This is a genomic window from Lacibacter sediminis, assembly GCF_014168535.1.
GTDB lineage: Bacteria > Bacteroidota > Bacteroidia > Chitinophagales > Chitinophagaceae > Lacibacter > Lacibacter sediminis.
Window position 1 is genome coordinate 4619475 of the sequence record NZ_CP060007.1, and the last position, 14987, is coordinate 4634461.

The window sequence follows — 14987 nt, forward strand, 5'->3', positions numbered from 1 at the left end:
TAAAGATAGTTTATTCACGCCTGAAATGATGGACCACTTCCGGCCTGGATACATAACCTGTTGCAAATCATTTTTTTGATAAAACAGACAGGGCAGGATAGTTGTTTAAAAAATGGCATCGTTCTCGGGAACGATTGCGTAAATAAAAGGTTTTAAACCCTTCAGTAATCCTCAAAATGTGCCTAGACTTGTTACGACAACAGAACGGAATTGCTTGCTAAAACATAAGTCGCCAGACCGTCTCTAATTCAACAGCCATTTAGTTAACGATTCAAAAAATCAGTTTCTTTTAAACCCACTTTTTATCGTGGTTGTGTGACCCGGTAAAAAATCAATTCTAAACAAAGCGTAGTATGAAACAATCTTTACTCCTGCTTTTGCTTTTGACATGCGGCACTTTGCTATTTGCCCAAAACCGCCAAATCAAAGGAAAAGTTATGGATGACGCCGGTGCACCGCTTCAAGGTGTTAACGTGTTATTAAGCGGATCACAAAAAGGAGTGCAAACTGATGCAGCCGGAAGTTTTACGATTGAGGTGCAGGGATCAGGTGCAGTATCACTTGTGATCAGTTACAGCGGTTATAAATCGCAAACTGTAAGAGTTGATGGCAAATCCGAAGTGTCGATTAGTCTTGAAAAAGATGTAAGTACTTTGGAAGATGTAGTGGTGATTGGTTATGGATCTATTAAACGTAAAGATCTTACCGGTACAGTTTCTTCCATCGGTGCAACTGAGCTTTCAAAGATTCCTGTTGCAAGTGCAGCTGAAGCCATCACTGGCCGTTTGCCAGGTGTACAGGTAACAACTGTTGATGGCGCACCGGGTGCAGAAATTGTCATTCGTATACGTGGCGGCGGCTCTGTAACACAGGATAATTCTCCTTTATACATTGTAGATGGTTTTCCTGTAAACAGCATCAACGACATTGCGCCTGCAGACATTGCGAGTATCGACATCTTAAAAGATGCAGCCACGTCAGCCATTTATGGTGCAAGAGGTGCCAATGGTGTTGTGATCATCACCACCAAATCGGCAAAAGCAGGTAAAACAACTGTTTCGTTTAATTCTTTCGGTAGTGCCCGCACATTGCCCCGTCAGCTCGACGTGCTTTCACCTTACGAATTTGTATTGGCGAATTATGAGTATGCAAGATTGCGTAGTCAAAGTGAAGTAGACAATTTCAGCAAATACTTTGGTGTGTATGAAGATCTGGAACTATATAAATATCAGAAAGGAACAAACTGGCAAAAAGAATTGTTTGGGAAACCGGTTTACTCTCAGCAACATAATATTAGCATTACAGGTGGTACTTCTAAAACAAAATTCAGTTTAAGTGGAACGAATAATACAGACCAGGGTTTGATGAAGGGATCAGGTTACATGCGTAACTATCTCAACTTTAAATTAAACCATGAGCTTGCAAAAACATTAAAGCTGGATTATTCAACACGTTTCATACATACAGTTATTGATGGGGCAGGTTCTTCCGGTTCATCAAGTATTCGTATTGGCGATGCTATCACTACCCGTCCTGTAAACGGTCTTGCTGATTTTATTCAACTTGACAATACAGGTACTGATGATGATTATGAACAATTCCTGAAAAGTCTTGTCAGTCCAACAAAACTTCTTGAACAGGACTACCGCAAACGTTTAGCTCATACGTTAAATATGAACGTTGCCGGAACATGGACTGTGATCCCTAGTCTTACCTACCGTTCTGAATTTGGTATGGACCTCACTTTCGGTCAGCAGAAACGTTACTATGGTCCTTTAACCAGTACGTCACGAAACGAAGGTGGTAATCTTCCACTGGGAGAGATCACTAATTCAAATGGACGTAGTTTCCGCTGGGCCAACACGCTCACTTACAAAATGGAATTTGGTAAGCATGACTTTACAATTCTTGGTGGACAAGAGATCAATATCCTGAACAAAGGATTTTCAGAATACAACCGTGCGAAACTCTTTGTTGAAAACACAACACCAGAGCGCATGTTTGCAAACATGACACTTGGTACGCAGGACAGACATACGACTACTGTTCAGGCAGGTCAAAAAATTGCTTCATTCTTTGGACGGATAAACTACCAATATGATTCACGTTACCTGCTTACGCTTACCATTCGTTCTGATGCATCTACCAAGTTTGCGCCCGGCAGACAGTGGGGTTACTTTCCTGCAGCATCTTTTGCATGGCGAGTATCACAAGAAGATTTCATGAGCAATGTGAAGTTTGTGGACGATTTGAAATTCCGTATCAGTTACGGTGCTGTCGGAAACGATCGTATTGCTGATAATATCTGGAGAGTATTGTTTGCTCCATCAGACAACAGAACAATTGGTTTTGCTGATGTAGCCAACCCCTACTATACGTATGCAACAAGATCGTTGCCCAATCCTTTTGTACAGTGGGAAACAAATATTACACGAAATGTAGGTCTTGATTTCGCTATGTTCAAACAACGTTTATCAGGTACATTGGATGTTTACTGGAACAGTGCAAAAAATCTGTTAGTTGAAACAGACATTCCGCCAACAACAGGTTTTACGGTGCAGCAACAAAATATTGGTCAAACTTCTAACAAGGGTATTGAACTTGGTTTAACAGGCACCATTATCCAAAAGAAAAACTTTACGCTGAGTGCAACATTCAACATTGGTTTAAACAGATCAAAAATTGATAATCTGGGCGGCCCACTTGAAAAATCATTGCAGTCGAATTGGGGCAGTACCGATCTCCGATCACAGGACGATTACCGTGTGTATGTTGGACAAACAATTGGCTTGATGTATGGCTATGTAACAGATGGCATGTACACTGTAGATGATTTTGCTTCCTATAATCCAATCACAAGAACATATGCTTTAAAACCAGGAGTAACCAACATCCAAACATTCCTTGGCGGTATTGGTTTGCGCCCCGGCGTAATGAAATTGAAAGACCTGAATAATGATGGAATTATTACAGCAGCCGATCGTAGAGTTATTGGCAGTGCATTGCCAAAATATTCTGGTGGTTTCGGACTGAATGCAGTTGTGAAAGATTTCGACATCAGTGCATTTTTCAATTATGTGGTAGGAAACGATGTGTATAATACCGGAAAGATTTCCTTCAACCAGTTTTACCGCACTACCTATGGTAACATGTTGAATACAGTTAATTCAAGCAACCGTTTTAAATACATTGATGCCGCAGGAAATCTTGTTACTGATCTTACAGAGTTAGGCAAGATGAATGCAAACGCTACAATATGGTCACCATTCTCATTCGGAAATGCTACACCGGTATTTCATTCATGGGCTGTTGAAGATGGTTCGTTCCTGCGTTTGAATAACCTTACTGTTGGTTATTCATTACCCAAACGTATCATTTCAACCATGCGTATGTCTAAGCTGCGTGTATATGCTACTGTATATAATGCATTCCTATGGACAAAATATTCTGGTTTCGATCCTGAAGTGAGCACTACAAGAAGTGATGGCTATTCACAATTAACACCTGGTGTTGATTATTCAAGCTATCCCAAGAGCCGCAACTTTACTGTAGGTATAAACGTAACATTCTAAAGGTTTCATTCATTCAAAAGCATTTGCTATGAAAAAAATATATTTTGTTTTATTTGTTCTTGTGACTGCAGTATCACTGCAATCGTGCAAGAAATTTTTAGTAGCCGACTCCCCATCGCTTACAGATCTTGAGTATGTATTCAACAGCGAAGCCGATGCTAAAAAAGCTGTGAACGCCGTGTATGCATTGTTTAACCAGGATGCATATACTTCAAGGCTTTCAAATAACTTTTCAGGTAATACTGATATTGAGTGCGGTGGTGTTTCGGGTTCACCTGACGGTGCACGTCGTGATATCTGGTCATTTGAAGCTACCCCGGCAAATGGGGATCTCTTAACAGTTTGGAACAATGGTTACAATGCCATCAACCGTGCTAATGAATGTGAAAAGGGTTTGATGGAAGTTTCATTGGCAAAAGACCCCAATAACAAAGTGTACAATAATCTTTTGGGCGAAGCAAAAACGCTTCGTGCATTATGGTATTATTGGATCATGAATCATTGGGGTGATGTTCCGTTTAAAACCACACCATCACGTGCAGGTGATAATTTTTACCTGGAAAGAACAGGAAGAGATACGATCCTCACATTTCTCATTAACGATCTTATTGCGATTGAACCAAAAATGTCATGGGCCGAAGAACTCGATTTTGGCATTGAACGCATCAACCGTGAGTTTGTGATCGGTTTCATTGCACGTTTATCATTAATGCGTGGTGGTTACTGGCTCTATCCTGACAAGACGATGAAGCGTAAAGATGACTACCTCAAGTATTACGAAATAGCAAATACTTATACAAAGAAGCTGATGGATCTGAAACCCCGTGCACTTCCTGATTATGCTACCGTATTTACAAACGTAAATAAATACATAAAACCCCTTAACAGCGATGTATTGTATGAGGTAGCATTCCATCCTGGCTTTGGCGACGTGGGTTGGAATCATGGTGTTAGAGTAGATGCCGGTACACATCCTTATGGTTCAGGATCAAACTACTTATCATTACCTCTTACGTATTATCATTCCTTCGATACAACAGATAAACGTTTACCTGTTACCTGTTACCTGGTATATTTCGATAAAGATCTTGTACAGCAACCTTCTGGCGCAACTTCTATTGCCCCCGGAAAATGGAACAGGTTATTGGTACCAACGCCGTTAGGACCATCCACTGCAAAAGGTACAGGTATCAACTGGCCACTTATGCGTTATGCAGATATCTTATTAATGTTTGCTGAAAGTGAAAACGAGATCAATGGACCAACCGCTGCTGCACAGGAAGCATTACGAAAAGTTCGCAAGCGTGCATTCCCCGAATCATTATGGGCAGATAAAGTAGAAACATACATTTCTACCGTAGCAGGAAGCAAGCAATCATTTTTTGATGCAATTGTGAATGAACGTGCGTGGGAGTTTGGTGGTGAATGCTTACGCAAGTATGATCTTGCACGTTGGAACCTCTATGGTAAAAAAGTAGCTGAATCAAGAAATACACTGAAACAAATGGGGATTGATGGTAATGCAGGAACAGGCACGTATGCAAACTTACCCGACATCATGTATTACAAACGCAACTCAGATAACAGCATTTCCTGGTACAATAAGTATCGCAAAGCAACTGTAATACCACCATTAAAAGATGTGCCTTCAGTTGGCAGTAACCCTGATGGTTATTTGCAGGTTAACTGGACAAAAACAATGTACATACCATCTACCAATACAGCAGGAAATTTTGTACTATGGACATGGCGTGGTTACACTGATGATACAGGGCTTACCCCGCTACGGTATATTTTACCGCTGCACAGCGGTGTTATTACAAGCAGCCTCGGTACGTTAAAAAATCAATACGGGTATTAATAAAACTGATTGGCCATTATTAAAACATTAGCAATGAAGAAATTATTTTTTATATCGCTTGCAACAATATTGGTACTGGTTGCCTGTAAAAAAGAAGATGACCTGGGAGAAGCGCCACGTTTGTTTCGCCCTGTTATCAAAGAAGCTTTAGAATCAAATGGCAACTGGATCAAAACTTCCTGGCAGGCTGTAGCAGGTTCTGCATCATATACCGCAGAAATAAGTACTGATAGTTTTAAAACAGTTGCAGCAACGGTGAAGACAGATACCAATGTTCACCTGTTTGAAAATCTGTACTGGGAAAAATTATACCAGGTAAGAGTGAAAGCAAATGCTGCTGACACATCGAAGAGTTCAAAATTTGCAAGCCTTGGTGAAATTAAAACGGCACGCTTTCCCACTATCTTAAATATTCCTGCTGACAACGAGAAGAACGACAATTCCGTAAAAGTAAGCTGGACAAACAGCGGCGCTGTAGTAACAGAAGTGAAAATTTTATTGGCGGCCGATAGTTCTGTGGTAAAGACAGCAACATTAAACGCTACCGATGTTACAAATGCCTATAAACTTGTATCGGGACTGAATGCGTCTACTGCTTATATTATTTTTCTATATAGTGGCACAGCAGTCCGTGGGTGGGCTAACTTTACAACAAAACCTGCGTTGGTGGGTGCCTTAATTGATTTACGTAACATAACCGGAGTTGCCAGTGTGTTAGCCGATACAATTCCTGATGTTGCATCTGGCAGTATCATTTTATTAAAACGTGGTGAAACGTATAATATCAGCAGCGGCATCAGCCTCAACAAAACACTCACGTTCATGGCAGGTGACGATCTATTGAACCCGGCCAAACCAATTATCTACATGCCGGCAAACTTCAATATCGTTTCAGGAAGTGTAATTGATTCACTCGTGTTTAACGATGTTATTTTACGTGGCAGTGACTATGCTTCAAAATATGTATTCAATATCAACGTAGCCTGCAGCATTGGCAAAATACGTTTTGAAAACTGTGTGGCCGAAATTTTCAGAGGTGTGGTACGCACACAAAGTCAGCCAGCCATCATCGGTGCATTTGAAGTAAACAATTGTATTGTTGATAGCATTGCAGGTTATGGTTTGTTAACGGTTGATGTAGCTACAAGCAAAGCCGATATAATTAAGGTTACCAACAGTACATTCTATAAAATGGAAAAAGTTATTACAAGTCGTAACAACTCAACTTCGGTACTTGTTGAAAATTGCACATTTAATGAATCGCCACTGGGAGGCGGAGGTGCCTACTATATTGACTACAGTACAGCCGGAACTAACAATGTTACCAATGGCATTACTGTAAACAATTGCATTTTCGGGATCGGTAAATACAATTCTGCAAGTGCTACGCCATACACAGTGCGTGACGCACGTGCAAACGCAGCTACAATCATCAACACAAGTAATAACTATCGAACTGCAGATCATTTATCGGCTGGCAATGATTTCCCAAGTATTAACACGCATACAAAAAGCGCTGTTCAATTGTGGCAAAACCCGGTTGCTGGTGATTTTAAAATTATCGACGGTACGTTTCCGGGGAAAAATAACACAGGTGATCCTCGTTGGAGGCCTTGATAACGGCTAAAAAAAACAAACCCTGCAACCCGTAAAACGGTTGTGGGGTTTTCCCAAAATCTGTTGTTAACGAAAATGCTGCCGCAGTATCTATGATGCTGCATTAGAAGTTTATTGCTGATTAATTCAACAGAAAGAAAAAAATTAATGAATACAAAACAGGTTTCAATTGCGCTTGCTGCTTTATTGCAGTTCACGTTGAATGCATGCGCTCAAACAAAACAGGTAACCAATAACAATACATCAGCAGCTATTGCTTTTCCCGGTGCTGAAGGGTTTGGTAAATACACAACCGGTGGTCGTGGTGGCAACGTGTTGATCGTAACAAATCTTAACGATGATGGTCCGGGTAGTTTTCGTGATGCTGTTGAAGCAAAAGGCAAACGCATTATTGTATTTGCGGTTTCAGGCACGATTCATCTTGAAAAGAAATTATTGATCAAAGGCGATGTAACCGTTGCAGGTCAAACTGCACCGGGTGATGGCATTTGCTTCGCAGATCAACCGGTTGGTTTAAGTGGCGACAATATAATCATCCGTTATATCCGTGTACGCATGGGTGATAAATACCAGCGACAAAAAGGAATGGTGGATGGTAGTGGTGGCGATGATGCGTTTGGTGCATCGGGCCGCAAGCATATCATCATCGATCATTGTTCATTCAGCTGGAGTACTGATGAAGTATTTTCTGTTTACAAAGGCGACAGCACTACGTTGCAATGGAACATCATTACCGAACCGCTCAACTACTCTTATCATTTTGAAACAGGCGATAAAGATTGGGAACATCATGGTTATGGTGGTATCTGGGGCGGACAGCATTTATCAGCCCATCATAATTTGTTTGCGCATTGCGTAAGTCGTAACCCACGATTCAATGGTGCACGTCTAGGTGCTGATGCAGAATTTGTCGATTTCAGAAACAACCTCATCTATAACTGGCAACACAACAATGTGTACGGTGGTGAAGGTGGGACATACAATATGGTAAACAATTATTACCGATACGGTCCCGAAACAAATAAGAATGTTCGTTTCCGTATTGTCAATCCTTCAAAACTCGACAACCAACCTTATGGACAGTTTTATGTTGATGGTAATTATGTTGATGGTGCTCCTGATGTAACAAAGAATAATATTGCAGGTGTACATCCGGATCCAAAAGGAACAGAGGAAGAAAAGAAAACAGTGATCAAAACTGTTGCCTTCCCAACAGATGCCATTACTGTGCAAACTGCACAAGACGCTTACAAAGTGATCTTAAAACAAGTTGGTGCTTCCTTCCAAAGAGATACAATGGATGCACGCATCATCAACAATGTAATAGACAGAACCGGAAAAATTATTGATGTACAGGGCGGCTATCCGCATCATTCGCCTTTTGAACTAACAACCAATGCATGGCCCGTTTTGAAATCCTTACCTGCTCCTGTTGATACAGACAAAGATGGTATGCCCGATGAATGGGAAAAGAAGAATGGATTAAACGCCAAGGATGCAGCAGATGCTAGTACTAACAAACTGCACCAACACTACACTAATATTGAAGTGTACATCAACAGTTTAATTAAGTGAGATGAAGAAATTTGTTTTGTTATTCGCATTACCGCTGTTTGCATTAATACTTCCGCCAAAAAAGAAGATCAAAGTATTTATTGCCGGCGATTCTACTGCAAGCATTAAAGATGTAAAAGCTTATCCTGAAAATGGTTGGGGAATGCCCTTTGTGTATTTCTGGGATTCAACCGTAACTATCGTGAACAAAGCAAAGAACGGCAGAAGCACTTCTTCGTTTCAAACAGAAGGTTTGTGGAAACAGATTTTGGATGAAGCAAGCGAAGGCGATTATGTGTTCATCCAGTTTGGACATAACGATGAAGTACCTACCAAGAAAACAGCTACTACTCCTGAGCAATTCAAAAGCAACCTCAAAAAATTTGTAACTGAAACAAGAGAGAAGAAAGCTATTCCGGTATTACTTACTTCTATGGCTAGAAGAAAATTCGACAGTACCGGCAAGATCGTTGGTACACACGATGAATACATGAAAATAACAAGAGCTGTTGCAACAGAAGAAAAAGTTGTACTGCTGGATATGGATGTGCTTACACAGCAACTCTATCAACAGTTCGGCCCTGAAAACTCTGCTCTGTTGTTCATGCAGTTAAAACCGGGCGAACATCCCAATCATCCAAAAGGAAAAGATGATAACACACACTTCAATGAATTCGGTGCACGCTTGGTTGCGCAACTCGTGTTAAAAGAAATACGAACTCAACTTCCAGAACTCGCCACCCGAATTGTTAACGCTAAAGAATAATTGCTCGTCAATGAAACTGCTTATGAACCTTTGCTTGCCAAAACAAATTATTTCTTTTCTCGCTCTGCTGCTTTGTACCTCTGTTATAAATGCACAGCAGATCGCTTTCCCCGGTGCGGAAGGTGCCGGTCGTTTTACTTCGGGTGGAAGAGGAACGGTAAGTGTTCCTACAACCGTGTTTGAAGTAACGCATCTGAACGATGATAACAGCGTAGGCAGCTTGCGTTATGCGTTAACACAAACAGCAACACATCGTACCATTGTCTTCCGTGTTTCAGGTACCATTCATCTTACATCTAAACTTAACATCCGTGCAAACACAACCATTGCGGGACAAACAGCTCCGGGCGATGGTATTTGTCTGGCCGATTTTCCGGTAGTGATCAGTGGTGATAATGTGATCTTACGTTATGTACGTTGCCGCATGGGCGATAAAAATCAGTTGAAAACTTCGCCTGCTAATTGCGGCGTGCCTGTTCCTCCTTTTACTGCAGCCTGTATGCCTTTAGATGGAAGTGGTGGCGATGATGCATTGGGAAATCTCGGCAATAAAAATATCATCATCGATCATTGCAGTGTAAGCTGGAGCAGCGATGAAGCATTGACTGTTTATCGTGGCGATAGTGTAACCCTGCAGTGGAATATTATTTCTGAACCATTGAACTACTCGTATCACTTTGAAACAGGTGATACTGATTTTGAAAATCATGGTTATGGTGGTATCTGGGGTTCGTTGCATGGCAGCTTTCATCACAACCTCATTGCACATTGCCGAAACAGAAATCCACGTTTTGCAGGTAACAGTACTTATCCAGCAGGATCAATTGAAAGCGCAGACTTTCGGAACAACGTTATTTATAATTGGGGCATCAATACAATTTACGGCGGAGATGGCGGACAATACAATCTTGTAAACAATTATTACAAGTATGGTCCTAATACAAGCAGTGGTGTACGTTACCGGATTGTAGGTGTTGACAGTACCGCCGAGTTTGGTTATGCAAAATATTTTATCTCGGGCAACTATGTAGATGGTTCAACCACCAATACCAACAGCAACTGGTTAGGTGCAAGTATGAACACCGGTGTTGCAGCCGATACGGTTAAATCAAAATCATCAACTCCTTTTTTATCTGCTTATAACCTAACTACAACACATACCGCACAGGAAGCATACGATCTGGTATTGCAATATGCGGGTGCAAGTTTAAGGCGTGATACACTGGATGAACGTGTTGCCAATGATGTACGCAACCGTACAGGAAGAATCATTGATGTGCAGGGTGGGTACCCGCATGCAACACCGTATGCAAATACAGTGAATGCATGGCCAACGCTGAGTTCAAGTACTGCACCAACCGATACCGATCATGATGGTATGCCCGATGTATGGGAAACTGCCAATGGATTAAATATAAACGATGCAAGTGACCGTGGCATTTTTGCTGCCAATGGTTATACCAACTTAGAAAATTATCTCAACTCTATTATTACTGCACAGCAGAATACAACACCCACCATTTACAGTTCATCATCGCTTACTTCATTTACGCAAACGGTCGGTACTCCTTCTGCATCGCAGTCGTTTACTGTATCGGCATTAAATCTTACTGCAGATCTTACCATTACTGCACCTGCATCGTACGAAGTTTCATTAAACAATACAACATGGAGTACTTCAGTTGCATTGACGCCTAACAGTGGCAGCATTACTTCAACAACAGTTTATGTTCGTTTAAATGCAATAACAGCCGGTGCGTTTGCAGGAAATGTTGTGGGTACAAGTACAGGTGCAACCAATATGTCGATAGCAGTAACGGGCAATGCGTCGCAGAATTTACAGGATGCTGCGATTGGTTTCTTTCCCAATCTTGATGGCGGATATGAAAACCAAACAGTCGGTTCTTATTCAACTGTAACGGCACATACTTCCACAACTAATTGGGAAGTATCGGCTGCATGGGAGATCAAAGCAGCAGATGCACGTACAGGAAACAAGCTCATGTTTTACAAACAGGCAAGCTCCAGTGTAAAATATATGTTCTCGCCGGTGTTGACCAATCCTGCTCTCACGCAGAATACAGATTATGTGATTCAGTTCTGGTATAAACCTGCAGGAACATTAACAGCATCAACCGTATTAACCGGATCTGCAACAGTTGTAGGTGCAACAGGTGGAACAGGTACTTCGTTAACGGCAACTGCTGTAACGTTAGATGGATCCACTCCGCTAGACTGGCAGTTGTTCACAGGAACATTAAAAACGGCAACCACAACCCCTACCAGTACATATTTCGGGATGAAAATTTCAAACCCGCAGTCGCCTTATTTTTATATTGATGATTATGTAGCTTATCCCGGCACTGCAGTTGATAATACTGCGCCCGATGCAGTAACCAATCTTGCGGCAGCAGGTTCTGCCAATGCAATTGCGTTAACATGGTCAGCACCCGCAACAGGTATTGATAACGGAGGCTATCTGGTTGTGAGAAGTACCGTAAGTACTGCACCAACCTTAAATACAAAAGGTGTGTACGCAGCCGGTAATACCATAGGTGCAGATTATACTGTTTTATATACAGGAACAGTTACATCGTTTAACGATGGTACAGTTACAACCGGTTCAACTTATTATTACCATGTATTCACTGCAGATAAAGCATTTAACTATTCCCCGGTTGCAACAATATCCGGTACAGCAACTGCATCTGCATCACCCACTATTCTTGCAACTGCAAGCTTTAGCAATTTCACACAAACAATCGGTACGCCTTCTGCTGTACAGAAAGCAACAGTAAGTGGTACAAATCTTACAGGTGATGTTACTGTTACTGCTCCAACAAACTATGAAGTTTCATTAAACGGAACAACATTTACAAGCAGTGTTGTTCTTTCTCCAACATCAGGTACAATTACATCAACAGAAGTTTCTGTGCGTTTGAATGCAACAACTGCAGGAACCTACAATGGCACTATTTCTGTTGCATGCGGTGCTGCTACAACAAAAACTTTAGCAGTAAACGGTATTGCATCAAACCCAATTGTTGCACCTGCGTATGATGTATTAGTTGCAAAAGATGGTTCGGGTAATTATACCTCAGTACAGGCAGCTATCACAGCAGCACCAACAGGACGTACTTCGCCATGGAGAATTTTTATTAAGAAAGGAAAGTATGTGGAAACAGTTGTCATTCCATCAAACAAACCATTCATGCAATTGATTGGTGAAAACATGGCGGAAACAATTATTTCGTACGATAACTATTCGGGCAAAGCAAATCCTGCAGGTGGTACATATGGTACTTCAACATGCGGTACCATGATCATTAATGCAGCTGATGTAATGCTGATGAATCTTTCAGTTGAAAATGCAACAGGCTATGGTATCAATGCCAATGCACTTGTTCCTGCACCGGGCGATGGTCCGCAGGCGGTTGCTGTGTACACTACATCCGACAGAGTTGTGTTTTACAACTGCCGTATGAACAGCGGACAGGATACCTACTATGGCGGTAACAACAGAGGCACACGTGTGTACATGAAGAACAGTTATATTGATGGCAATACCGATTTTATTTTCGGATCATCTACCATCATCTTCGATACCTGTGTGATCTATCCACGTACAAGATTGGATAATACAACCGGTGGTTATGTAACTGCTGCGAACACAAAACTTGAATCAGGTTATGGCTATGTATTTCGTGATTGTAAGATCACAAAGAACCGTGGCATTACTTTATACACATTGGGCCGCCCTTGGCAGAATGATGCGAGTACCGCAGATATTGCCAAGTCGTACAACAAAACGGTTTTCCTGAACTCGTTTATGGGTTCTTCTATTAAACCCGAAGGATGGAGCACATGGGATGGCGGCACAAATACATCCTTCATTACATATGCCGAATACAATACCAAAAACTATAATGGTACATTAAAAGATGTGAGTGGTCGTATAAGCTGGAGTAAACAATTAACAGCGGGTGAAGCAGCGAAGTATTATAATAACGATACGGTGTTTGTAAACGCCAACACACCTGCGATGGCAACATGGAATCCGTACAGTACATGGCCGGAGTTGAACAACACATTTACTCCCGAATTATCTGCATCAAATCTGCTTGCACGCAAACCCAATGCAACCTCAACAACGGTGAATGTTACCTGGAATATTACATGGCCAATGTCGGGCATCAAATGCGAACTGTACAGAAGTTCTGATAAACAAAACTTCAGTTTAATTGATACACAAACCAGCAGCGAAGACTCTGCATGTAATTTTATTTATGCGGATGTTGCACCTGCTGCCGGTGCAAGTTACTATTACATTGTACGTTTATCGAAAGCAGGTTTTAACAACACAACTTCCGATACAGCGTATGTATCAAGTAAACCATTGATTACCGTAACAGCTGCACTATCTGATTTTTTACAGGGAATCGGAACACCATCTACCACGCAAACCTATTTGGTTTCGGGTTTAAATATCATCGACAGTATTAAAATTCTTCCGCCGGTTAATTATGAAGTATCTGCTGATGGTGGAACAACCTGGTACAACAATGCAAAGCCACTGGGCTTAAAACCTGTGACCGGTACTGTTGCCAATACAACTGTAACACTGCGTTTGAACGGAAACTCTGTTGGTACGTATAACGATAAAATCATCCACAGTGCAACAATGGCTGATACTGTAAAGACAGCAGTGAGAGGAACGATACAATCGCAGGCTGTACAGATTTCTGCTGTGTTGCAACACTGGCCGTTTACACAAAACAATCAGGACAGTGCCGCTATCCGTTCGGCGGGTGTTGTTGCAAGTGCACCAACGTTCAGCAAGTTTGCAGTATCAGATGGCGTAACAGTAGCAGGCCTGTTGCCTTACTCATTAACACGTGGACAAGTGTTTGCTGCAACAGCAGATGGTTACTGGACAACAGCATCGGGCGGACCCGGTGGTAATCTCAACCGCACCAATTACGAACAGTTTACTGTTACCGCAGCAGCGGGCTATACTACACGTATAGACAGTTTGATGTTCAATAATGCATTTTACGGATCGAGCAGTAATATTAAGATTGCTGTTGTGTATTCACGAAGTGGATTTGCAACTGACTCAACAGAAGTAATCGGTTATGAATTTGCAACAGCGAAGGCGTTGACGCAGGATAATAACGGTCCTTCTGCAGTATATCGCTTTCCATTGAATGGATCAACAGGCATAACATTAACAGAAGGACAAACACTCAGTATTCGTATCTACTACAGCTGCGGCAGCACCAGCCCAGGTAGGTATTTACAATTGAAAGACGTAATCGTAAAAGGTATTCCAACGCAGAATGTGCCAACATCTGTAATTGATAATATTACTGCAAGAGGTTTTTCAATATACCCTAACCCCGCAGCAAATACAATTTACATTAAACATCCACGAAGCGGAACAAATACATCAATTGCATTGTATTCTCTGATCGGCGTTAAAATTGTCGAATGGAAAGCAACTGCTAACACTACACTTACGTCAGTAGATGTGCAGGCCTTGCCACAAGGTCAATACCTCATTCATTATAATTCAGGCAAAGAGAACGTTGTTTTAAAATGCATCGTAGTACATTAG

6 protein-coding genes are annotated in these 14987 nt (G+C 41.5%); all 6 read left to right on the forward strand.

Annotation, left to right across the window (positions count from 1 at the left end; genetic code table 11):
- Positions 1-353: 353 nt before the first annotated feature.
- The 6 genes from H4075_RS19610 (at position 354) to H4075_RS19635 (ending at position 14987) form a co-directional block, all read left to right on the forward strand.
- On the forward strand, positions 354-3572 hold the full coding sequence (locus H4075_RS19610; protein ID WP_182802509.1) for a SusC/RagA family TonB-linked outer membrane protein: 3219 nt from the start codon (positions 354-356) through the stop codon (positions 3570-3572).
- Positions 3573-3600: 28 nt separating this feature from the next.
- Entirely contained in the window at positions 3601-5433 is a 1833-nt protein-coding gene (locus H4075_RS19615; protein ID WP_182802510.1) for a RagB/SusD family nutrient uptake outer membrane protein, read from the forward strand.
- Between the two features lie 33 nt (positions 5434-5466).
- Entirely contained in the window at positions 5467-7050 is a 1584-nt protein-coding gene (locus H4075_RS19620) for a DUF5123 domain-containing protein (protein ID WP_182802511.1), read from the forward strand.
- 147 nt (positions 7051-7197) lie between these two features.
- Complete coding sequence (locus tag H4075_RS19625) at positions 7198-8625, forward strand: pectate lyase family protein (RefSeq protein WP_220494800.1); 1428 nt, start codon at positions 7198-7200, stop codon at positions 8623-8625.
- Position 8626: 1 nt separating this feature from the next.
- A complete protein-coding gene (locus H4075_RS19630; protein ID WP_182802512.1) occupies positions 8627-9370 on the forward strand; it encodes a rhamnogalacturonan acetylesterase in 744 nt (247 codons plus the stop codon).
- Positions 9371-9380: 10 nt separating this feature from the next.
- Positions 9381-14987, forward strand: a complete 5607-nt coding sequence (locus H4075_RS19635) for a pectinesterase family protein (RefSeq protein WP_182802513.1) — start codon at positions 9381-9383, stop codon at positions 14985-14987.

Bases quoted from the DNA above. Each gene is read 5' to 3' on its own strand.
- H4075_RS19610 (WP_182802509.1), top strand. From the start codon at position 354: ATGAAACAATCTTTACTCCTGCTTTTGCTTTTGACATGCGGCACTTTG.
- H4075_RS19615 (WP_182802510.1), top strand. From the start codon at position 3,601: ATGAAAAAAATATATTTTGTTTTATTTGTTCTTGTGACTGCAGTATCA.
- H4075_RS19620 (WP_182802511.1), top strand. From the start codon at position 5,467: ATGAAGAAATTATTTTTTATATCGCTTGCAACAATATTGGTACTGGTT.
- H4075_RS19625 (WP_220494800.1), top strand. From the start codon at position 7,198: ATGAATACAAAACAGGTTTCAATTGCGCTTGCTGCTTTATTGCAGTTC.
- H4075_RS19630 (WP_182802512.1), top strand. From the start codon at position 8,627: ATGAAGAAATTTGTTTTGTTATTCGCATTACCGCTGTTTGCATTAATA.
- H4075_RS19635 (WP_182802513.1), top strand. From the start codon at position 9,381: ATGAAACTGCTTATGAACCTTTGCTTGCCAAAACAAATTATTTCTTTT.